Annotated in this window: 14 protein-coding genes; 11 read left to right on the forward strand and 3 right to left on the reverse strand. The window is 51.3% G+C overall.

What is annotated here, in order from left to right:
* Positions 1 to 206: 206 nt before the first annotated feature.
* The 3 genes from katG to M3194_RS05555 form a co-directional block, all read right to left on the reverse strand.
* Positions 207 to 2,396 (reverse strand): catalase/peroxidase HPI, encoded by a 2,190-nt coding sequence (katG, locus tag M3194_RS05545; RefSeq protein ID WP_285889151.1) that lies wholly within the window; start codon positions 2,394 to 2,396, stop codon positions 207 to 209.
* 147 nt (positions 2,397 to 2,543) lie between these two features.
* The gene (locus tag M3194_RS05550; protein ID WP_251652292.1) at positions 2,544 to 2,750 is read right to left on the reverse strand and encodes an alpha/beta fold hydrolase; all 207 of its coding nucleotides are present in this window, start codon (positions 2,748 to 2,750) and stop codon (positions 2,544 to 2,546) included.
* Positions 2,751 to 3,026: 276 nt separating this feature from the next.
* Positions 3,027 to 3,422 (reverse strand): VOC family protein, encoded by a 396-nt coding sequence (locus tag M3194_RS05555; RefSeq protein WP_251652294.1) that lies wholly within the window; start codon positions 3,420 to 3,422, stop codon positions 3,027 to 3,029.
* Between the two features lie 360 nt (positions 3,423 to 3,782).
* Here M3194_RS05555 and M3194_RS05560 point away from each other — a divergent pair, with 360 nt between their 5' ends.
* The 11 genes from M3194_RS05560 (at position 3,783) to M3194_RS05610 (ending at position 23,085) form a co-directional block, all read left to right on the forward strand.
* A complete protein-coding gene (locus tag M3194_RS05560) occupies positions 3,783 to 5,771 on the forward strand; it encodes an RICIN domain-containing protein (RefSeq protein ID WP_251652296.1) in 1,989 nt (662 codons plus the stop codon).
* A gap of 109 nt (positions 5,772 to 5,880) precedes the next feature.
* Entirely contained in the window at positions 5,881 to 7,650 is a 1,770-nt protein-coding gene (locus M3194_RS05565; protein ID WP_251652298.1) for a sensor histidine kinase, read from the forward strand.
* The gene (locus M3194_RS05570; protein WP_251652300.1) at positions 7,651 to 9,222 is read left to right on the forward strand and encodes a response regulator transcription factor; all 1,572 of its coding nucleotides are present in this window, start codon (positions 7,651 to 7,653) and stop codon (positions 9,220 to 9,222) included.
* A gap of 106 nt (positions 9,223 to 9,328) precedes the next feature.
* Positions 9,329 to 10,255, forward strand: a complete 927-nt coding sequence (locus M3194_RS05575) for an ABC transporter permease (RefSeq protein WP_251652302.1) — start codon at positions 9,329 to 9,331, stop codon at positions 10,253 to 10,255.
* 19 nt (positions 10,256 to 10,274) lie between these two features.
* Positions 10,275 to 11,177 carry a carbohydrate ABC transporter permease gene (locus M3194_RS05580; protein WP_251652304.1) on the forward strand — a complete coding sequence of 301 codons (903 nt, stop codon included), beginning with the start codon at positions 10,275 to 10,277 and terminating at the stop codon, positions 11,175 to 11,177.
* 66 nt (positions 11,178 to 11,243) lie between these two features.
* On the forward strand, positions 11,244 to 12,827 hold the full coding sequence (locus M3194_RS05585) for an extracellular solute-binding protein (protein WP_251652306.1): 1,584 nt from the start codon (positions 11,244 to 11,246) through the stop codon (positions 12,825 to 12,827).
* A 78-nt stretch (positions 12,828 to 12,905) separates the two neighbouring features.
* Positions 12,906 to 15,134 carry an FAD-dependent oxidoreductase gene (locus tag M3194_RS05590; RefSeq protein ID WP_251652308.1) on the forward strand — a complete coding sequence of 743 codons (2,229 nt, stop codon included), beginning with the start codon at positions 12,906 to 12,908 and terminating at the stop codon, positions 15,132 to 15,134.
* 27 nt (positions 15,135 to 15,161) lie between these two features.
* Positions 15,162 to 17,600, forward strand: a complete 2,439-nt coding sequence (locus M3194_RS05595) for a family 78 glycoside hydrolase catalytic domain (RefSeq protein ID WP_251652310.1) — start codon at positions 15,162 to 15,164, stop codon at positions 17,598 to 17,600.
* Positions 17,601 to 17,815: 215 nt separating this feature from the next.
* The gene (locus M3194_RS05600) at positions 17,816 to 20,086 is read left to right on the forward strand and encodes a helix-turn-helix domain-containing protein (protein WP_251652312.1); all 2,271 of its coding nucleotides are present in this window, start codon (positions 17,816 to 17,818) and stop codon (positions 20,084 to 20,086) included.
* Positions 20,087 to 20,476: 390 nt separating this feature from the next.
* A complete protein-coding gene (locus tag M3194_RS05605; RefSeq protein WP_251652314.1) occupies positions 20,477 to 22,093 on the forward strand; it encodes an extracellular solute-binding protein in 1,617 nt (538 codons plus the stop codon).
* A gap of 89 nt (positions 22,094 to 22,182) precedes the next feature.
* Entirely contained in the window at positions 22,183 to 23,085 is a 903-nt protein-coding gene (locus M3194_RS05610) for an ABC transporter permease (RefSeq protein WP_251652316.1), read from the forward strand.
* Positions 23,086 to 23,117 lie beyond the last annotated feature (32 nt).

Consider the following 23,117-nt stretch of genomic DNA (forward strand, 5'->3'; position numbering starts at 1 on the left):
CATTGAATTTATATTCAGGTATAGTTAATCATTTCCAATCGGGCGGTAACAGGACATGATTATAGATCGTGCGGACATATTTTTAGTCATGCCAAGCTGCAAGAACGGCTTCCGTTTTGGAGGGCGGATCGTCTATAAAGAGAGCAGCATGCAAAGAGCCCGTTGAGTAATCTCAACAGGCTCTTATATGTCTATAAGGTATGCAATTAGTTCGCTTGAAGATCGTAACGATCGGCGTTCATTACTTTCACCCATGCCGCAATAAAGTCGCGCACAAACTTCTCTTGGTTATCGTCCTGGGCATACACTTCAGCAATGGCACGAAGTACGGAGTTGGAGCCAAATACGAGGTCTACCCGGGTTGCCGTGCGGTCGACTCGGCCAGTCGTACGGTTGCGTCCATAATAAATGCCGCCGTCTCTTGGCTCCCATGCCATATTCATGTCGAGCAGCTTAACGAAGAAGTCGTTCGTGAGTGTGCCTACACGATCCGTGAACACGCCATGCTGGGTGCCGCCGTGGTTCGTGCCGAGAACGCGCAGGCCCCCAACAAGAGCGGTCAACTCCGGTGCGGTAAGATTAAGAAGTTGAGCTTTATCTACCAGCAGCTCTTCCGCGCTTACGCTATATTGCTTCTTCAGATAGTTGCGGAAACCATCCGCCACAGGCTCGAGCACGGCAAAGCTTTCTTCATCGGTCTGTTCCTGCGAGGCATCGCCGCGTCCCGGAGCGAAAGGCACCGTAACGGCAAAACCTGCGTCTTGCGCGGCTTTTTCGACTGCAGCGCTGCCGCCAAGCACAATCAGGTCGGCGATGCTGACCTTCTTCTCCAGATCCTCCTGAATGCCCTCCAGAATCGTCAAGACCTTGGTAAGCTGCTGCGGCTGATTGACTTCCCAATCCTTCTGCGGGGAGAGACGAATGCGGGAGCCGTTGGCGCCGCCGCGCATATCGGAGATGCGGAAGGTGCTGGCCGAAGCCCATGCCGTGGTAACCAGCTCGCTGATTGTGAGACCCGAATCCAGAATTTTGCCTTTCAGCTCCGCAATTTCTTCATCGGATAAGGTATAGTCGGCAGCCGGTACAACGTCCTGCCAGATGAGCTCTTCCTCGGGAACCTCCGGACCGAGATATCTGGCGCGGGGACCCATGTCCCGGTGAGTCAGCTTGAACCATGCGCGTGCGAAGGCATCGGCAAACTCTTCCGGATTCTCATGGTAGCGGCGCGAGATTTTCTCGTATTCCGGATCAATGCGCAAGGCCATGTCCGCCGTAGTCATCATCGTTGGAACACGAACGGATGCATCCTCCGCATCTGGTGCAAGATGATTCTCATCCGGATTAATGGCTGCCCAGATATGAGCACCGGCCGGGCTTTTTGTCAGCTCCCATTCATAGCCAAACAGCATATCGAAGAAGCCGTTATCCCATTGCGTAGGATTAGGCGTCCAAGCCCCTTCAACGCCGCTCGTAATCGCGTCGCGTCCTTTGCCGGAGCCATGCGCGCTCAGCCAGCCAAGGCCTTGGGCTTCAAGAGGGGCCGCTTCGGGGTCGGGACCAACAAGAGAAGCATCGCCTGCGCCATGTGCCTTGCCAAAGGTATGGCCGCCGGCAACCAGCGCCACCGTCTCCTCGTCATTCATTCCCATGCGGCCAAACGTTTCGCGAATATCGCGGGCGCTGCCGGCAGGGTCCGGCTTGCCGTTAGGACCTTCCGGATTCACATAGATCAGGCCCATTTGAACAGCCGCGAGCGGGTTTTCCAAATCCCGGTCACCCGTGTAACGGTTGTCGCCCAGCCATTCTTTTTCGTTGCCCCAGTAAATATCTTCCTCCGGATGCCACACGTCGGCGCGTCCGCCGCCAAATCCGAAGGTTTTGCCGCCCATGGACTCGATAGCGACATTGCCCGTCAGAATCATCAGATCCGCCCAGGAGATTTTATTGCCGTACTTTTGCTTGATCGGCCAGAGCAGCCGGCGCGCTTTATCGAGATTGCCGTTATCCGGCCAGCTGTTAAGCGGAGCAAATCGCTGCGTGCCGCTTCCGGCACCGCCGCGGCCGTCGCCTGTCCGATATGTACCCGCAGAATGCCATGCCATACGAATAAAGAACGGACCGTAATGGCCAAAGTCGGCCGGCCACCATTCCTGGCTGTCCGTCATCAAATTGCGCAGATCCTGTTTAAGAGCCTGGTAATCCAGCTTCTTGAATTCTTCCGCATAATTAAAGTCTTCACCCATAGGATTCGATTTTCTGTCATGCTGGTGCAGAATGCCGAGGTTTAACTGGTTAGGCCACCAATCTCTATTTGAAGTACCAGTAGATTTGAAACTTGTAGCGCTTCCATGCATCACCGGGCACTTACCTGCGTTAGAAGGAACGATAGCGTCCATACGATCATCTCCTATTAGTCTTATTGAAGTGGCAAATGAAAGAAAAAAATTTGCACTTATCCTCTTTATAAAACGATATGAAACCGAAATCAATCCCAGTCGCGAAAATTCATCCAATCTTCACGCAAATCTGACAATTTGATAGGGTTAAATGGTTTTCGAAACGAGAAAATCAAGCACCTCTCTTATATACTCGGCGGGAAATTCTACATTAGGCAAATGGACGGCGGGGAACATGACGAGCTTCGAGCCCGATACCGGCTCCGCAATTCGTTCACTATGGCTTGGCAGAGTAACGGTATCGAATTGGCCGGCTATGATGAGCGTGGGACTGTTGATTTCATGCTTGCTCATCGTCATCAATCTCCCTTGCGGATCTCAGGAAGTGATAACAGGGTACCGGGAGAATACAATTATTTGATGAAGGTGGTAACCGAGACAAGCGGAACGATGGCTCAGTTTTGGATGCCTGCAATAAGTACGGCTTCTCGCTTCCCCTAATTGTGCTGACAACCCCGTTCGAGAATAGAAGCCTGGCTCAGCCCTTATCAATTACGAGGGAGATGCCATAATAACAAGGAAGGGCCGTCTCCCGTCATCATGGATGACCTTGAGACAGCCCTTTATTGTTTACTGCTTCGTTATCATCCAAGTGACCCCGTACGGATCGATCGCTTCTCCGTAATAAGCCCCCCATGGCTGAAGAGCAAACGGATATTTGCTTACTCCGCCTTCGCTCAGCTTGGCATAAGCCGACTCGGCTTCCGTTACATCATCATAGCTGAGGGAAAGACAAATACAACGGTTGTACGCGGCTTCATCGAAGGCGTCGGCCATCATTAACGGATTGGTACCGGCTACCGTCAAGGTCAGATGCATGACTTTATCCTTCATAGCCTCCGGCGTGCCCGGCGTCTCGCCGTATGTAGTGAGGAACTGAATTTCGCCGCCAAGCGCCTCTGCGTAAAACTTCGCTTGACCTCTAGCATCCTTTGACATCAAATAAGCATTCAGTTTTGCTCCCATTATTGTTCAACAACCTCTCTCATGAAATTTTTGACTTTCTATAGTAACGACGAAGGAACGACAGCGAAATCGACAAGCAAATATAAAAAAATATTTTCGATAAAAATCGACATTTTTCGAAATGTGTTCATTGAAATATAGCTCCTCGCTCGTACAATAGGATTAATATCTTATACTCCGTTGATTTGTTCTATATTTCGTTGCGCGCCTGCATGTTCAAAGCTTGAAACCATGCTCTACACTGAACTAGCAGAAAGCTTGAAAGCGCTTAAAGAATCCCTTGCTGCACGGGAGGAGAGATAGGTTTAGGGAGTAACTTCGGGAACAGATCAACAATAAGAATAATAAGGAGTGTATATGATGACCAACGCAAGACGTTCAACAAAGCTGTTTTCTTTATTTATGGCGGCATTATTTATTCTCTCAAGCGCGATAGTGGTCCAGCCTGCGCATGCGGCTTCAAACCCGGTAACGATCATTAACAACACGGACAAGCTGGACACCGATGGCAACGCGATTTGGGCGCAGGGCGGCTGGGTCATGAAGGAGGAAGGGGACAATACCTATTACTGGTATGGGATGGATTTCGAGACGTCCGGCCTCAAAAAGATCAACGTATATACCTCGGCAGACATGAAGAATTGGACGGGTCACGAGGATATCGCGGACTTTTCCACGATCAATCCGAAGCTTGTTGCGACCAATGATCCCACGCCGCAATTTGCTCATAGTCAATGGGTCGGCAGACCGCTCGTGAAGTACAACGCTATACTGGACAAGTACGTGCTGTTTGCCGAATGGGGCAACGGTGACGGCAACCGCAATAAAATTGCGATTTTTACAAGCGATTCCGCGACGGGTCCGTTTACTTATGAGAAGTACATCAGTCGTCCGGGCGGCAATAAAATGGGTGATTTAGGCTCCATTTTCACGGATTCTGACGGAAGCACTTATTTGACGTATACGAATGATACCACCTACACGAATGACGGTATTCAGATTGCCAAGCTGACGGCCGATTTCATGAACGTTCAGGAAGTAACCAAACAGCTCATGTCAACGGGGCCTTACAAAGAAGCAACCTCTCTGTATAAGTACGGCTCCAAGTATATGATGATGGCCTCCAGGACAAATGGCTGGTCGTCCAGCGAAACGTACTGCTATTCCGCAACCAGCTTGAGCGGCACTTGGAGCTCTCCTTATCAATGCGCAACAAGCCCGTATTCGGGCATTTCCTTCGACACGCAGATTGACCAGGTCTTGCCGATTCAAGGAACAGAGGGCACTATGTACATGTTCATCGGAGACACCTGGAACAAATTCGGCGGAACTACTGGCGTTGGCCGCAATAAATGGTACCCGTTGACCTTCGACGGCAATGGCAATCCTACCATCAATGGCTATGCGCAGTGGAATCTGGATGCTGCGGCGGGCACCTGGTCCCCTTCTTCCCTGCTCAGCCTGACGCAAACCTTTGCGCTGGTGAACCGTAATTCCGGTAAAGCACTGAGCATTGTGGGCAACTCCGCGTCGGACGGCGGCTTGGCCGAACAACGGCCGTATACGGGAGCGGGAAGCCAATATTGGAAGCTGGTAGAGGCGGGCTCCGGGTATTACTATATTCAAAATACGAACACCGGCAAGGTGCTGGAGATTACCGATTCTCTTGCAAGCGACGGTACGGATCCTTCCACGAAAGACGGTACGCAGGCAAGCCAACGGACATTAAACGGCAATGCGAATCAGAAGTGGGAGCTTATTGGCACCGGGGACGGTTACTACAAGCTCAAAAACGCAAACAGCGGCAAAGTGCTGGGCATGAGCGGCGGATCAACCGGAGATGGAGCGCCTGTCATTCAATGGGCGGAATCCGGCTCAACCAACCAGAATTGGAGTCTTGCACCGGTTGCCCATATTGATCTGACGAAGACGTATTCGATTACGAATCTGAATAGTCTCAAAGCGCTTGGAACCGTAAACAATTCCGCCGGAGACGGTGCTCAGATCGAGCAACGGACCTATTCAGCGGATTCGGCAAGCCAGAAGTGGCAGTTCGAATATGCCGACGGCTATTACAAAATTAAAAATGCAAATAGCGGAAAATATATAAGCAACGGCGCTTCCGCCTCGGATAACGCCAATTGCACCATTTGGACGGGTTCTGCTTCTACGGCTCAGCAATGGGTCATCACGGATGCTTACAATGGAAGCTTCGAGATAAAAAGCCGCAACAGCAGCAAATACTTAACGATCAGCAATGAAAGCAAAAATGACGGAGCTTTGAGCATCCAGTTCAGCGAAACGGCGAAATGGAGCCAGGGCTGGATTCTGACTGATGTTAATCCTTAATTTTTATCTGGAAGGTTTTACCGGGGTGCGCCTTAAGGTGTCTCCGGTTTTTTCCGTTTTTAATTCTTGGCGATGCCGTTCTTACCCATCCATTCAAGGCAGGTGTTCTATGGCGCGACTGTTCTCCATTCGCAAATATTTACCATTCACTTATAAGATGATGATTCCCTATCTGGTACTGGTTTTAATCACCGACATCGTCATCGGCTATGTATCGTACGGCATGCTCGTAAAGTCGCGCACGGAGGTTGCCGAGACGGGGATTCGGGCGGCACTCGAGCAAACCAGAAACAATGCCGATTACAGGATGACCGAAATTCAGCGGATTTCGGACCAGCTGTTTGGCAATCTTGCCTTCCAGCAGGCTTTGCAGAGGCATGGAGACAGGCTGGATATGTACTATACCATGATCGATGATATTTATCCGCAGCTGGATGCTCCTTTAGACCTGTATGGCAGCCCAATCCGGCTGACGCTGTATGCGGTTAATCCTGACATCGGGGAAGCGGGCAAGCAGTCTGCCAATGAAACGCCTATTACCAAAAGCGAATTTTTCGTACAATCCTTTGCCTCCCTGAAGAACCGCATCTGGTTTCAGGAGCTGCAGGCGGACAGAAAGGACAACAACGTCTGGATTCAATCCGATACGGATCATAAACTGGACAACGTCTCCCATTTACGAAAGCTTGTTTCGTTCAGCGATTATCAGACCGTTATCGGTTATATCCGCATCACCGTTAACTTTGACGGTCTTCTCAGCAATTTAACGAAATATCCGGAAGAGCAGGGCCTAGGCCTGCGCGTCATCGACCGTTCCAATAATGAAGTCCTATACTCTCGCACGCCATTTGCTGCCTCGAAGAGTGACGCTGCCTATTTGAATTTGCGAGAAGATCTCGACGAGACTCCATTCGCCATTGAAATTCAGGTGCCTCATGAATACTTGAACAAGGATGCCAAACGCCTGCAGCTCACGCTTGGCTTGATTTGCGCGATCAGCTTTATCGTCATGGGAGCTATCGGCTTCGCGGTAGCTGCCTTGTCGGGCAGAAGAATGAAGCGGATTGTCTCCCATGTCCGTTCGTTCCAGGACGGCAATCTCGAGCGGAGGCTCATGATGAGCGGCAATGACGAGTTTGTCCTTATTGCGCATTCCTTCAATAATATGGCGTCAAGCATCCAGAACCTGATTCAAGATGTATACAAACAGGGCATACAGAGGAAACAGGCGGAGCTTGAAGCGCTGCAGGCGCAGATCAATCCCCATTTTCTATACAATACGCTGTCGACGATCAGCAGCCTGAACAATCTGGGCAAAACAAGGGAAGTAACCGAAATGGCGAAGAAGCTGTCCCGGTTCTACCGGCTGACGCTTAACAACGGGCAGGTGCTTATTCCGCTTCACAAGGAGCTCGAGCAGGTTCAAGCCTATCTCGACATCCAGAAGGTCAAATATGCCGACTCCTTTAAGGTGTATGTGGATATGGAGCCCGAAGTAAGCGAGGTCAGAATCATTAAGCTTCTATACCAGCCATTCGTTGAAAATATATTCAAGCACGCATGGTTTGGGGATACGATAGCCATTCGCCTCACCGCAAAGCGCGTTGGAAACGATCTGGAATTAAAAATTATTGATACGGGCATCGGCATGCAGCAGGAAACGATTAACAAAGTTCTTCGAAGCACAATGCAGTCCAACACTTATGGCTTCAAGAACGTGGAAGACCGAATCAAGCTGCGGTACGGTCCCGAGTATGGCGTGCAAATGGCCAGCGTATATGGCGGGGGCACAACCGTAAGGCTGCTGCTTCCTATTCAGACAGAGGCTAGTGAGCTAAGCGACGAGACAAGCTACCCCGAAATAAAGGAGAGAAAATAAATGGACATCACGATGCTGCTGGTAGATGACGAAGCCATTGATCTGGAATGGCTGCAGGTGAGGGTGGCGAACGGAGGTTTTCAAGGGCTTCGGATAGTAGGAACGGCGAAGAGCGGATTTGCCGCGCTTACGATGATGGAGCAGGAGAGGATCGACATTATCCTGACGGATATACGCATGCCGATTATGTCGGGAATTGAGTTTGCGCGGAAAGCGAAGGAGCTTCAGCCGGATGTCCGCATCGTTTTTATAAGCGGCCACGAGGATTTCAATTACGCCAAGGAAGCGATTCAACTGAAAGCTCATGATTATTTGTTAAAGCCCGTGGATGATCTCGATCTGGAGTCAACGGTAGCCGGCTTATGCGCGAAAGTAAGAGAGGACCGCCGCAACCGTTCCACGGTGCAGGAGGCGCTTCCTTACGTGCAGCGGGAGTTATTGCTACGCTGGTTCCGCGAAGTCTGCCCGGGAGAGGTTGAAGAAAGGGTGGCGGAGCTTCTGGCGCCTTATCTGGACGCGGGGGCTGCTGCCGTCTTAATTGAGACGGATGATTTGGAGCGGCATGCCAAGGAGATGACGGTTGAGGAAAAGCGTGCCTTGTGGCTGAAGGTAGAGTCCTTCCTCAAAGCCTTTGTGCAAAAAGAAGGACTTGGCGATTTCATGAACGGCTTCGACAACCGGTTTGTCCTGCTTGCATCGGGATTGGATGAAGACGGTGCCCAGCTGGAGAAGATGATCCGGGCCTTTAAAGAAGCATTCCCGTTTACGATAACGATTGGTCTTGGAGACCGCGCGCACCGGGAGGCGGAGCTTCACGAATCGTACCGCCAGGCAGAGACGGCGCTTAGCATCAAATGGATTATGGGCAAAGACAGAGTAATACGCGAAGTTTCCGCGCGGGCGCTCGTTAAGCCCGCGGCCGCCGGCGTGGAGAAGCTTGTCAATGACATGCTGCAGGCGATTCTCGATTATGACCTCGTCAAGATCGATGACTGCCTGATCGCTTTATTCTGGCAGGACTATGGTCCTCTCCGCAAGAGCGAGGCTTATGATCTGATTGTCCGGATCACGTCCAAGCTGCATAGCGATTTGAAGCTGTTGAACGAGGATTTATACGGTCTATTGAACTGGGATGCGCATCAGCCGGATGTCCTGTTCGAATTCGAGACGATGAACGATATCGTGTCGTGGCTGCGAAGACGCTTCTTCGAGCTGTCCGAGCTCTTGTTCCATAAACGCCGCAAGAAGGACCGCAAGCTTATCGCGGATATTATCGGCTATATGGAAGAGCATTTAGTGCAAAAGGTCACGTTGAAAGAGGTAGCCTCGCATTTTCATTTTACGCCTAATTACCTGGGATACCTCTTTAAAGAAGAGACGAGAGTCGCATTCAGCGATTATCTGAACGACATAAGGATCAGGAAGGCCAGCGTCATGCTGGACGATCCGAGGCTTAAGGTCTACGAGATTGCGGAGAATGTAGGCTATAAGAACGTCATTTATTTTAACCGCATGTTCAAGCAAGCTACGGGAATGACGCCGGGGGAGTACCGGAAGAAGAACAAAATATAAACACGAACGTGGATTTGTTTTAGTTTTAGTTGCTCGGCTTACTTATGTCGAATCCTGTCCCTTTCTTATAATGAAGGCACAGACATAAGAAAGGAGTAGAGCTGAAATGACTGAAAGACGCCATACCTTCTGGCGAGATATCGTGAAATACCGGACGCTGCTATTCATGATATCACCAGCTGTTCTATTAATCCTGCTGTTCTCTTACGTGCCGATGGCGGGCATTGTGATCGCGTTCAAGCAGTTCGACTACAAAGGCGGCATTTTCGGCAGTCCCTGGATCGGATTCGATAATTTCAAGTTCTTCTTCCAATCCGGCGATGCCTGGCGGGTAACCCGCAATACGGCCTTGTACAACATCGGCTTTATGGTGCTCGGCAACGTGCTGCAGATCGCCTCAGCCATCCTGCTGTTCGAGGTTGGAGGCAAATGGTTCCGCAAGCTTATGCAATCCGCTCTGTTCCTGCCTTACTTCATTTCCTGGGTTGTTGTGGGCTCCATTGCTTACAATTTCTTCAGCTACGACGTAGGCACAATCAACAGCGTATTGACATCTTTCGGAATGGAAAGGATCGACATCTATAATACCCCATCCTATTGGCCGTATATTCTGTTGTTCTTCCACACCTGGAAGTTCCTTGGGTACGGCACGGTGATGTACCTGGCCGCCATCACGGCAATCGATACGGAAATGTATGAAGCAGCCGAGATTGACGGAGCGAACGTGTTCCAGCGCATTATGAAGGTTACGGTTCCCAACCTGGCCCCAACCTTCATCATTCTGATGCTGCTGGCCGTAGGGAATATCTTCCGCGGGGACTTCGGAATGTTCTACAACATGGTGGGAAGCAACGGCATGCTGTTCTCCGCAACCGATGTCATCGATACCTTCGTCTTCCGCCTTCTGATGGATACCAACGACTTCGGCATGTCTTCGGCAGCGGGCGTGTATCAATCGGTGCTTGGTTTCGTAACCATCCTGACCGTAAACTACGCCGTACGCAAATACGATAAAGATCGCGCTTTATTCTAGAACGGGGAGGGACAACAATATGAGTGAAGTGGCCATGAAACGCAAACAGAAGGACAAGCTCCTTCTTGACATCATTGGTTATGTGGTACTGATTGCGTTAGCGCTAATCTGTATCGTGCCGTTCGTGATTATTCTGTCGTCTTCGTTCTCCGATGAAGAAGCGATCCGAATGAACGGTTATACCTTGATTCCTAGCATTTTCTCAACGGATGCCTACCGCATGATTTTTAAATATCCCGATGACATTCTTCAATCCTACGCAGTGACGATAACCGTCACCGCAATCGGTACGGCGGTCGGTTTGTTCCTGACGGCCATGACGGCTTACGTGCTTTGCCGCAAAGATTTCAAGTGGCGCAATCATTTCGCTTTCTACTTCTTCTTCACGACGCTCTTCAGCGGCGGATTGGTTCCGTGGTACCTGCTTATCGTGAACTATCTCGACATGAAAAATACGTTGGCGGCTCTTATCATCCCTTCGCTTGTCAATGTCTTTTATATCATGGTCATGCGGGCGTTTCTGGCTGGTATTCCGGATGCGATATCCGAATCTGCCAAAATCGACGGCGCCGGCGATTTCCGGATTTTTATGAGTCTTATTCTCCCTCTTTCCAAGCCGGCTCTCGCAACAGTTGGACTGTTTCTGGCGCTTGGCCACTGGAACGATTGGTATAGCGCGCTTCTGTTCATTTCCGATGATAAGCTGATGCCGCTTCAGTATTACCTGTATCAGATGCTCGGCAACCTTGACGGCATGCGTAAAGCCATGCTGGGCACAGGCGGAGTCGTAGACGTCAATATCCCGGGAGAGAATCTGAAGATGGCGATGACGGTTGTGGCATGTGGTCCAATCCTGTTCGCTTATCCCTTCATCCAGAAATATTTCGTGCAAGGCCTTACGATTGGCGCAGTCAAAGGGTAAACACAGGGCAGCCTGGTTTATTATAAAGTTTTCCTAGTATTTATACATTTTGAGGGGGAAAGCATCATGATGAAGAAAAAATGGGGTCTGGCGCTGACAAGCGTACTGGCGGCATCGCTGATTCTCGGCGCATGCGGCAACAACGGCGGCAACAACGAAGCAGCAAGCAACAACGCGGGCAATAAAAACGGCAATGCCTCAAGCAGCCCTGCTGCTGACGACAAGATTGACACATCCGAAGCGGTTAAGCTGAAAATGATCATGCTTGGACCAAAGCCGGCCGATTATGATCAAGTATTTGGCGAAATTAACAAGCAGCTTCAAGAGAAAGTGAACGCAACCGTTGACGCGGAATTTCTGGACTGGTCCGACTGGGGACAGAAGTATCCGCTGAAATTCGCGGCGGGCGAAGACTTCGACCTTATTTATACTTCGAACTGGGCGCAGTACAATCAACAAGCTCTCAAAGGCGGTTTCCTGGAGCTGACCGATGATCTGCTCGAGAAATACATGCCGCAAACCTGGGCGGCAATGCCGAAGGTGAAATGGGATCAGGCGCGCATTAACGGCAAAGTGTACATGGTACCAGGAAACCAAAGCACGGAGTTTACGGATAAGCTGGTCTTGTACCGCGGCGATCTGCTCGAGAAATACAAGCTCCAGCCGATTGACAGCCCAGAGACCTACAAGGCTTATCTGGAAGCGGTGGCAAAGAACGAGAAAGGCATTACGCCGTACGGTCTGGAAGCAAGCGATTCGAAAACGCATAACCTGGACAAGCAGCTTCTGCTGCAGAAGAACGGCTGGAATATGCTTGGCGATGTTCCACTCGCTTATAAAGTTGACGATCCAAAAGGTCAAGTCTTCAATATGTACGACACGCCGGAGTTTAAAGATCTGCTTGCCTACTATAAAGAGCTTGCCGACAACGGCGGCTGGTCGCGTAACGCTCTGACGAACAAAGGCGATACAACCGGCGATTTCAAGGCGGGCAAAGTTGCCTCGATGTCTCATAACATATCGGCGCTTGGCGGCATTATGGCGTTCGTTAACAACGAGCATCCGGAATGGAAGCCTACGCTTGCCGACCTGTCGCCAGACAGCAAGAAATCGGAAGCGATTTCCACGCAAAACGGTATCGCGGTACATGCCACTTCAAAGAATGCGGAACGCGCGCTGATGGTGGTTGATCTGCTTCAAAACGATAAAACGCTGCATGATCTGATCATGTACGGGATTGCCGGCACTCATTACGAACCGGTTGGGGACAACCAGTTCACGAAAGTAGTGGACAAGTTCGGCAATTACAACACCTTCTCGAACTGGGCTTGGAACTCCCCGCTGAACCGCGTGGATACCACTTTCCCGCAGGCGGCTCAAGATATCCAGAAGAAGTGGGGAACGCAAGTTTACCACTATCCGCTTGAAACCTTTGTCTTCGATAACTCGAAAGTACTGAACGAAATAACGAATGTCGGCAACGTGATGCTGCGTTACGGCGTACCTCTTGAATACGGCCTTATCCCGGATACGGCTAAAGGCCTCGATACGCTGCAAAAACAGCTGAAAGCTGCTGGCATCGACAAGATTCATGCCGAACTGCAAAGTCAAATTGACGCTTTCCTGGCTAATCAAGCTAACAAAGGATAAGTTGTTAACAACAGGATGCAAAGCGCCAGCCGCTTTGCATCTTATTTCTTACAGGGAGAATGGAGGACTGACTGGCAAATGAGAGAGGAAACGGTTAAATCGGATATTACGGTCGTAGGCGGCGGGTTAGCCGGCGTATGCGCGGCTATTGCGGCTGCGCGCCTCGGGCAAACGGTATCGCTTGTTCAGAACCGTCCCGTTCTGGGCGGCAACTCGAGCAGTGAAGTTAGAGTATGGGTATGCGGGGCGACGGGTCACGGAAACAACCGTCATGCCCGGGAAACCGGCATTATGGGCGAGCTGTTTGTGGAGAACCAATATCGCAACAAAGAAGGCAATCCTTATCTATGGGATCTGGTCGTGCTGGAGAAGGTGCGGGCGGAATCCAATATCACCTTGTTCCTGAACACCGACGTTCATGAAGCTGTAGCGGACGGCGACAAGGAAAACCGCGTTATCCGTTCCGCGACCGGCTGGATGATGGGATCGGAAAGACGAATCCGCTTTGAAAGCGAGTATTACCTGGATTGTACGGGGGATGGTCTCCTAGGATTCCTTGCCGGGGCCGAGTTCCGGATCGGACGCGAGGCACGCTCGGAGTTTGGCGAGGATTGGGCACCGGAGAAGGCAGACGACATTACGCTGGGCAGCACGATCCTGTTCTATACGAAGGATGCGGGCAGGCCGGTCAAATACATCGCGCCAAGCTTTGCCAAAGACATTGCAAAGACAACGATCCCGATGAAGCGCGTCATCCGCAGCGGCGATTCGGGCTGTCACTATTGGTGGATCGAATTTGGCGGAGAGCTTGATGCCGTAACGGATAACGAAGCAATCCGCGACGAGCTCTGGTCGGTTATTTACGGCGTCTGGGACTATATCAAAAACTCGGGCAAGTTCGATGCCGACAATATGACGCTGGAATGGATCGGCGCGCTTCCCGGCAAACGGGAATACCGCCGGTTTGTCGGCGACTATATTTTGAATCAGAATGATATCATTGCCCAATCGCGATTCGAAGACGGGGTGGCCTTTGGCGGCTGGTCTATTGATCTTCATCCGCCAAAAGGGATGTATTCGCTTGAAGGCGGCTCCAAGCATTTGCATCCGGACGGGGTATATACGATTCCTTTCCGCTCGCTTTATTCGCGCAACGTAAGCAATCTGTTATTTGCCGGCCGGAATATCAGCGCCTCCCATGTGGCTTTCGGCACAACAAGGGTAATGGGGACATGTGCCGTTGTTGGCGAAGCGGCGGGTACCGGTGCCGCGCTTTGCGTGCAGAAGGGCGTTACGCCTCGTTCATTGTACCGCGAACATCTGCAAGACCTGCGTCAAACCCTGCTGCGTCAGGATGCTTCCGTCATTGGATATGCGAATGAGGATGAGAAGGATTTGGCGCGCAAAGCACGTTTGTCGGCTTCAAGCGAGTTAAAGCAGCTTGCGCTGGAACCAGGCGAGAATGTCTACCAACTGGATAAGGATATTGCCATTGTCGTGCCGCTTGATCCGGGCATGGACGCCATTTCGTTCCTGATTAACAGCGAAGAAGCCACTGAACTGACCGCAGAGCTGTGGGACACGGGGCGTGAGGAGCGTTATATTCCGAATAAACAACAGGCGCTGTCTACCGTTAAGGTAGAAGCCGGACAAGAGCAATGGGTCCGCTTCCCGATTTCCTGGCATCCGGATCGTCCGCAGAACGGGTTTGTCATTCTGAGGGAGAATCCGCATGTGTCCGTTCATATGGCGGCAGGCCCGCAAACAGGTTTGATTATGCTTGAAAACAAAGGAAGAGAACAAACCAATCCCGATCCCGTCATGGTATGGCTTCAGCGTCATGTATTCCGCAAACTGCCAGCTCTTCGGATCGAACCGCAGACGTCCGCGTTCTCGGCCGAAAAGGCGATTGACGGTATGGTGCGTCCGTACGGCGGACCGCATATGTGGTTGTCCGGCCGGATGCAGGAAGGCAAGGAGGAGTGGATTCAGCTGTCTTGGCCGGCTGCGATTGCGGCAGGAGAAATCCACGTGACCTTTAATGATGACGTGAACGAGGACTTGATCAATCTTCATCATCATGAGACGCCGTTTGAAGTGATGCCCGAGCTGGTTAAGGACTATCGCGTTGAAGCGCTGAACGGCGGCGAATGGGTTGAAGTGGCACGCGGACAAAACAATCGTGTTCGCAAGGTTGTACACGTCCTGAGCGGGCAAATCGTAACCGATCAAATCCGCCTTGTCGTAGAGTCGACAAACGGCAGTCCGTTTGCCGAAATTGTAGAGCTTCGTGTTTATGAGGCTTAAAGCTTAGGGGAAAGCGGGTGATATTGGGTGGCCATTTCGCGATTTGCTCGAAAGCATCCTGCGGGATTGGAATGGGGACAGGGGACCAGCATCATTTGGCATCCTGATGAAGTGGAAAATCATTATGAGCATCCCTATCAGTCCTACTGTTATTTCCGAAAGAGCTTTGAGTTAATGCCGGACGGAACGGCAGCAGGCAAGCTCCGGATATTCGCCGATTCGAAATATATGGTCTATGTGAACGGAATGTATGCGGGGAGAGGACCTTGCAGAAGCGATCCCCGCTGGCAGTACGTGGATGAGATTGATGTATCGGAGCTGCTCCGAGCGGGGCGTAACACCATGGCGGTTATGGTCTTGTACTATGGTTACGGGACCGGTCAGTCTATAGACCGAATTCCTGCTTTGGTTGCGGAATTGCGTGTAACGGCTCCGGGGAAGGAGCCCTTCCTCATCGGGACGGATTCCTCGTGGACCTGCCGCAAATCCGATGCGTACGATGCCAGATCTCCCCGGGTGAACGGCTGCCAGGGACCCATTGAGATCTATGATGCCAGACTTGAGCTGCAAGGCTGGCAGCTAACGGATTTTATTGAAGAGGATTGGAAGCGGGCGAAGTCGCGCGGGATAGAATTATCGCCTTTCTGGAATTATATTGAAAGACCGATTCCGTTTATGGAAGAGAAAGAAATCGACGCAGTCAGGCTGGCAAGCCGGGGCAGCGTCCGCCAGCCGGCCGAACGATCGGGAAGAATGCATCTGGATATTATTGAAGAAACAAAGGATATTCAAGTGACCGAGGTTTCCTCCCTGCCGTTTAATATCATGTCTAGGCAGTCCGCTCCGGATGAAGCGGAAGTGCTGACCTACGATTTTGGACGGATAGAGCCTGGTTACCTGCAGCTGGACGTAACAGGAACGGCAGGTACGGTTGTGGATGTCGTGTATGCCGAAGAGCTGTGGAACGGCAGAGCGTATCTTAACGCCAACAATAACCGTTCCATAGACCGGTTTATTCTCAGCGAAGGCCGGCAGCAATTGGAGGTGCGGTTTGGCTGGAAGGCGGGCCGATACGTGCAATTAAGAATAAGGCATGCGGACTCCCGCCCCGTTAACCTGCACCGCGTCGGGCTTCGGACCCGCAAATATCCGATTGACCGGCCGGCTGCTTTCCAATGCGGCGATGAGCGGCTCCAGAAGATCTGGGACATCTCCGAGCATACGATTCGAATCTGCATGCAGGATGCTTTCGTTGATTCCCCAAGCCGGGAGCAGCAGCAGTGGATGGGGGACGGACGCTGGCAGGGCATTTATCAGACCTATTATTCCGGTGACGGAAGGTTGCACCGCAAGCTTCTGGAGCAGATCGGACAATCTCAGGACTGGCAAGGAATGACAGCTCAGCGTTATCCGGACGGCCATCATAATTATCCGCCGATTCCTTCCTTCTGCCTGCATTGGGTAAGCTCGTTCGGAGAGTATGTAAGCGCGTATGGGGATGATGGGCTTCTGGCCGAATGGTGGCCAAACATCGTTCAAGCGCTCCGCTGGTTCTCCGGCTTTGAAAATAAAGAGGGACTACTCGAGAATGTGCCGTATTGGGCTTACGTGGACGCCGGCGAAGCTCCGATCAGCCGATGGCCGGATGTAGCGCGCGGCGGAATCGTAACCTCGCTTAACCTGCTCTATCTGGAAGCCATGCAGAATGCGTTAGCCTACGCTGCGCTCCTGGAGGATCAAGATGCAGCGGGCTACTACAGGCAGGCCTGCAGCCGTCTGGCAGACGGCATCCGGAATAAGCTTTGGAATCCGGAAGAGAATGCCTATACGGAATGTCTGGTCGACGGCATTCCGAGCAGCTTAGTCAGCGAATCTGCCAACGCATTAGCTTTGCTTGTTCTGCACGATGCCGGGGATGAGCGAAGCGATGCGATCTACCGCTCTGTGTTCGCGCCTGAAGCTGCAGGAAAAGCGATTAAGGCAAGCCCTTTCTTTATGATGGTCGTATATCGGGCTTTAATGAAAGCGAAACGGGAAGACCGAATGCTGGAACTTGTGCAGGAGAGATATGGCAGGATGCTTGATGCGGGCGCTACTTCCGTCTGGGAATGGTGGGACTTGTTCTACCGGGACGAGCATAGCGATGAGATTTCCTTCAGCTCTGCCTGCCATGCTTGGGGAAGCATGCCGGTCATGTTATTCCTTCATTCGATCGTTGGCATTCAGCCCGTGGAGGCGAATAACCGGTTAGTGCGAATTAAGCCCCGGCTGATGGGGGATCTGACGTGGGCGGAAGGCTCCATTCCTACCGCTTCAGGTCCATTGGTTGTTCGGGTAGAACGCCAGTCCGTTCGTAGCGAAGCCGGTGCAATAACCTTAACCGTGCCGGAAGGGGTTACGGCTCTCTGCGGCGACTTATCTTACGGAACGGGTAAACACGAGGTTCTTCATTGGAAATTTGACTAGTGCGAAAATAATTTTAGGTCAGCCATCGCAAGGGGCTGGCCTTTTTTACGTTAGCTGCCCGGTTTCATGGATTTACTTAAAGTTTTACTGTAGAAACGGTTTCGATTCAAGGGAAGCCATGCTACAATGTAGGCACAAGTAAACCGCTTTACTCGTTAATCCAAATAGATGTGATAACGCTTACATGTAGAGTCGGGCGTGGCAGGAGGTTGAACATGCTCAAGCTTAACAATTGGTATTTACGGCTGCTCGTATCCTATTTTCCAATTCTGGTGCTTACCGTATCCATGATCATCTTCTTGTCGTTTATTGCGGTGAATGAAATATCCCGCTCAGAGACGGCCAAGGCTGATAAAATCACGACCGGGTACGTCGTAAACAGCGTGGAACGGGCTGTACGCGAAGTCGAATTTAACGTGTTGAAGGAAGCCGAGTCGAACAAGAGCTACGCCGCTTATTTGAACGGGACATCCGAATCAACAACGATTAAATATAATGTCGTCCATAGTCTGCGGGGGATGATTGACAATAATGATCTGGTGGAATCCATCTACTTGTACAGGCAATCGGATGATACCGTGCTGACCTCCAGCGGCGAGACCGAGCTGTCCGAATTTGGCGACCGGGATTTTATTAAGAAGGCTATTGCAAATCGGGAGTACCAGGGATGGTCGGCAAGCCGGGAGTTCCGCGAATACGACGGACTGAAGCCGGTTCAGGTTATTTCGATGTACAAGCAGACGCCGCTTCCGTTCGGGAAAGACGGTATTCTCGTCATTAATATTAATTTGTATGGTGTGGAGCAATTAATCGGAAGCATGACCAACCACCAAGTCTCCTTCATGCGAATCACCGATTCAGCTGCGCAACCCATTTATCCGGGGGACGGCTTGGTTCCGAAAGGAAAGGTGCTGACAACGCTAACCTCGGGATCGCTTGCGTGGACGTTTGAGAGCGGCATACAGGCTGGCCATTTGCTTAGCTGGGTATCGGTCGTCTCCTATGTATGGGTCATTATTGCGGTTCTGACCTTTGTGGTCGCCATTGTGTATATTATTTGGGTTACCCGGCGGAATTATAAGCCAATCCGGCTGATGATGAACCGTATTCAAGCCCTGCACCTCCGGGGCAGCGACGGCACGGCGGTCAAGCTGGACGATATGACGATGATTGACCGCGCGCTCGAGAATCTGATTGTCCAGTCGCAGGACCATGAGAAGGAGCAGCGCGAAAGCATTGTGCTTAGGCGCAGGCAGCTGTTTAATGAGCTTATAAGCGGACAGCGCAGCGAGCAGATGCTGGAACGGCTGCGCAGTCTGAATCTGCTTCCGAGTTCGGGAAGGTTTGCGGCTATGGTCGTCAAGCTGAATAATTACGAGGAATTTCAAGCGGACAACACGCTTCATGAGCAGAACGTATTGAAATTCGCATTAGGAAACGTCATGCAGGAGCTGGCGAATAATGAAGGACTGCAAGGGTGGGGGGAATGGTTGGCATCGGACCGGATCACGTTTGTGTTCGCTTCCGGCGACACCGGCACCCAGATGCTGGATCAGCTTCGCCGAACGGCGGAGGTTGCAAGAGAATGGGTAGAGGGACATTTGCGCTTTAACCTGTCGATCGGGATTGGTTCCATCGGAAATGAGTGGACCGGCATCGGACGCTCTTACCGGGATGCCCTGACCGGGATGGAGTATCAATTCGCCATCGGGCGGAATGCCGTCACGTTCAGCGGGGATATCCCCCAGATTCAGCCGAATGGCATGTTCAACTACACGCAGCAGTGCACGAATTGCGTGCAGGAATTCCGTCTGACGAATGAAAGCTGGCGGGATACGTTCGAGCAGTTGTTCAAGCATTTTGAGACGGACGCCATGAAGGATGAGGATATTCTATCCCTGATACAGCTTTTCCTTCAGATGCTCAGCCGCGAGCTGAAGGAACTGTCGGACACGTTAAACGAATGTCTGGACGGTGCCAAGATTTCGGAATTGCTCATAAGCCTCAGAGGCGCGTCAACGCTTCCGGAGATGAAAGAGCTGTTGTCGGATTACCTGATTCAAGTCTATGAGACGTATGTGGCGATGAGCCAGACCAAAGGCTACAAAACCATGATTACCGAGATCAGGGCTTACATTCAGGAGAACTTTGCCGATCCGGATCTTTCTCTCAAGCATTTGAGCGACCGCTTCGAAATCTCCGGCAAATATGCGAGCCATCTCTTTAAGCTCGAGTACGACATGAAGTTTGTTGATTTCCTCGTACAGCTTCGGATGCAGCAGGCGGAGCGGCTGCTCGCCGAAACGGAGGATACGGTCCAAAATATTGCGCTTCAGGTTGGATATGCTAACTCCATAACGTTTGGACGGGTATTCAAACGGCTGACCGGCGTAACGCCCGGCGAATTCCGCAAGCTGAAGATGCGCCCTTCCAATCTGATTCTTGGCATGCAGGGCAATCGGGAGGCAGCGACTACAGAATCATGACATTCATCTAAAATGACAGCGGCGGTCCGGAAAGAGCCTTTCCTTCGGACCGCCGCTGTATTCTTTTATAATGAAGAACGGGCTGCCGTTCGCGCTTGGCCAAACGCTGGAGTTTATCGCTGGAAACGGCTTTATTGCTGTGTTTTTGCTATACGGTTTATGTCGGGAAAATGATTTATTCTAAGCGCGGGAAGCCTTATGGGGCAAGGCATCGGAGGAAAAGTTTGCACCGCCGAAACTGGTTTATTGTCACCATGCTGCAGTCCGTGTCATACTGAGGCCACTTCCCAAACCCGGACCAACAACATCGCTTGTAAGCGTGTTCAATTAATAACAAAACCGGGTGCAGGAAACAAACCTAAAAGGGATGAAAGAGGGGTTGGGATTCGAATGAAACATAACAAAAGAGGAAGAAAAACAGCCAGCACTCTATTAACAGCTACACTAGCAGGCACCATGCTGATCAGCGCATGCAGCGGCAACGGCGGCAACGAGAAAGCAAACGAATCAACGGGAGGCGAAGCGGCTTCCGGCGGAAAAGCATCTTCACTAAAGGTTGAAGTATTCGACCGGGGCAATTCCCCCGCAGGCTCTTCGATTACAAAAAACTACTTAACGCAGTTTGTTCAGGACAAATTCGGCACTCCTAACAATATCAACGTACAATTCGTACCGATCCCTCGTTCGGAAGAGGTTCAGAAGCTGAACGTATTGATGGCAAGCGGCAGCGACGTTCCGGACATCGTGTTCACGTATGATTCGGGTACCTTCTACCGTTACGCGCAGCAAGGCGGTCTGACGGATCTTGGCGAGTTGCTTGATCAATACGGCCCTAACCTGAAGAAGTTCCTGGGCGACGAAACGCTCGCGTACGGCCAATATGAGGGCAAGCAATTTGCGCTCCCGGCCAAACGCTCCCACTTGGGCAAATACTCGTCGTTCATCCGTCAGGATTGGCTCGAGAAGCTGAGTATGCCGGTGCCAACAACTACGGATGAATTGTACGCGACGCTGAAAGCGTTCAAGGAAAAGGATCCGGGTCAAACCGGCGGCAAAGTGATTCCGCTTGGCATGTCGCTTGCGCCTGCCCAATATGAGCCGCTGATCTGGTCCTTCATCGAGCCGGTAACCGATGATCAGCGTTATACGCTGACCCAGCAGCTTGGATCGCGCGACTATCCGGTCTTGCTGCCAGGCTTCAAGGAAGCGCTGCAATTCATGAACAAGCTGTATAACGAAGGACTCATGAGCGCCGATTTCAGCCTTGACGAAGACAAGAAGAAGCTGAACGAGGACGCTGCCAAAGGCCTCGTTGGTTTCTTCAGCGAAGATGATATGAACCCGTTCTATCCGGACGGTCTGTACGCGACGCTTCAGAAGAATATCCCGGATTCGAAGCTCTCCGCGGTTGATGTTTACACCAACTCCGAAGGCAAGCATCCAAAGCCGGAATACGCGCCAATCGGCATGTTCCTGATGATTCCGAAGAGCAGCCAGCATGCCGCGGAAGCAATCAAATACCTGGATTGGATGGCTTCGGAAGGCAACCTGTTTGATATGCAAAACGGCGTTGAAGGCGAGAACTATACGCTTGAGGATGGCGTTCCTATCGTGAAGGCCGACGCTGCGGACGAGGCGAAGAACCGCATCTACAACTATGGCGATATGGCGATCATCTCGAACGGCAAGCAGCTTGGCGATGCGGACAAGAACGTTGAAGCTTACGTAGTGGGCATGCCGGAAGCTTACCAAGAGGAAACGCGCAAAGCTTTGTCGATCTCCAGATCCGATACCATCAAGCCGGTCCTGTTCGACCGTCCGATCGAGGCGCAAGCGAAATACGGCACGGCGCTTCTTGATAAATTCAACGAGATTATCGTGAAAACAACGATGGTGAAACCGGATCAATTCGAAAGCACATTTGAATCCGTAATGAAGGATTATATGGCAAACGGCGGTCAAGCGATTTTGGATGAGCGCACTAAAGCTTACGAGGCAATGAAATAAGACAGAATCGATGAAAAGGCTTGGAGACGAGGAGCGTCCATGATGCTCGCGTCTCCGGGCATGATCGTAAGTGGACAGGGGTGGATAGGATGAAAGGAACCGCTTATTTACGCAGATATTGGCAATTATACGCATTGCTTATTTTACCGGTCAGTTACTTTATTGTTTTCAAATACGGTCCGATGTACGGCATTCTAATCGCTTTTAAAGATTTCAACTTCTTCCAGGGCATTAACGGCAGCGAGTGGATCGGCTTCGACGGCTTCCGGGAAGTGTTCGCGATGCCGGACTTTTACAAGGTGTTGCGCAACACGCTGATGCTTAACTTTCTGGACTTGATCGTATCTTTCCCGGCTCCTCTATTCCTGGCCATTATGCTCTACGAGCTGAAAATAGGTTGGTTCAAAAAGCTGTCGCAAACGATTTTGTATATTCCGCATTTTATTTCCTGGGTTATAATCGGCGGGATCGTCTACCAGGTATTCGGCACGCAGTCTGGCATGATTAACAATATCATTACGTCGTTTGGCTTAGACGCCATTCCGTTTCTGACGGACAAGAAGGATTGGTTAATCACCTATTTGGTAGTTGGCGTCTGGCAAAGCGCCGGATGGGGGACGATCATTTATCTGGCGGCGCTTACCGGTATTAATAAGGAACTCTTTGAAGCAGCGGATGTGGATGGCGCAGGCCGGCTCAGAAAGATCTGGAGCATTACGCTTCCGTCGCTGAAGCCAACGATCGTAACTCTCCTCATCATCAATCTGGGACACATGATCGCAATCGGATTTGAGCGTCCTTACATTATCGGCAATACCGCCGTTCGGGATTATGCGGATGTGCTCAGCACCTTCGTCTACCGCATCGGCATTGAATCCGGACAATATACGATCGCAACCGTGGTTGGTTTATTCCAGGCTATTGTAGGACTGGTCTTCGTGCTTGGCGCGAACTATACCTCCAAGAAGCTGGCTGACCAAAGCATCCTGTAAAAACTATGCTATCGAAAACGAGAAAGGAGCGA

It is taken from the genome of Paenibacillus glycanilyticus (genome assembly GCF_023715145.1).
Lineage (GTDB): Bacteria > Bacillota > Bacilli > Paenibacillales > Paenibacillaceae > Pristimantibacillus > Pristimantibacillus glycanilyticus_A.

Bases quoted from the DNA above. Each gene is read 5' to 3' on its own strand.
- katG (WP_285889151.1), bottom strand. From the start codon at position 2,396: ATGGACGCTATCGTTCCTTCTAACGCAGGTAAGTGCCCGGTGATGCAT.
- M3194_RS05550 (WP_251652292.1), bottom strand. From the start codon at position 2,750: ATGAGCAAGCATGAAATCAACAGTCCCACGCTCATCATAGCCGGCCAA.
- M3194_RS05555 (WP_251652294.1), bottom strand. From the start codon at position 3,422: ATGGGAGCAAAACTGAATGCTTATTTGATGTCAAAGGATGCTAGAGGT.
- M3194_RS05560 (WP_251652296.1), top strand. From the start codon at position 3,783: ATGACCAACGCAAGACGTTCAACAAAGCTGTTTTCTTTATTTATGGCG.
- M3194_RS05565 (WP_251652298.1), top strand. From the start codon at position 5,881: ATGGCGCGACTGTTCTCCATTCGCAAATATTTACCATTCACTTATAAG.
- M3194_RS05570 (WP_251652300.1), top strand. From the start codon at position 7,651: ATGGACATCACGATGCTGCTGGTAGATGACGAAGCCATTGATCTGGAA.
- M3194_RS05575 (WP_251652302.1), top strand. From the start codon at position 9,329: ATGACTGAAAGACGCCATACCTTCTGGCGAGATATCGTGAAATACCGG.
- M3194_RS05580 (WP_251652304.1), top strand. From the start codon at position 10,275: ATGAGTGAAGTGGCCATGAAACGCAAACAGAAGGACAAGCTCCTTCTT.
- M3194_RS05585 (WP_251652306.1), top strand. From the start codon at position 11,244: ATGATGAAGAAAAAATGGGGTCTGGCGCTGACAAGCGTACTGGCGGCA.
- M3194_RS05590 (WP_251652308.1), top strand. From the start codon at position 12,906: ATGAGAGAGGAAACGGTTAAATCGGATATTACGGTCGTAGGCGGCGGG.
- M3194_RS05600 (WP_251652312.1), top strand. From the start codon at position 17,816: ATGCTCAAGCTTAACAATTGGTATTTACGGCTGCTCGTATCCTATTTT.
- M3194_RS05605 (WP_251652314.1), top strand. From the start codon at position 20,477: ATGAAACATAACAAAAGAGGAAGAAAAACAGCCAGCACTCTATTAACA.
- M3194_RS05610 (WP_251652316.1), top strand. From the start codon at position 22,183: ATGAAAGGAACCGCTTATTTACGCAGATATTGGCAATTATACGCATTG.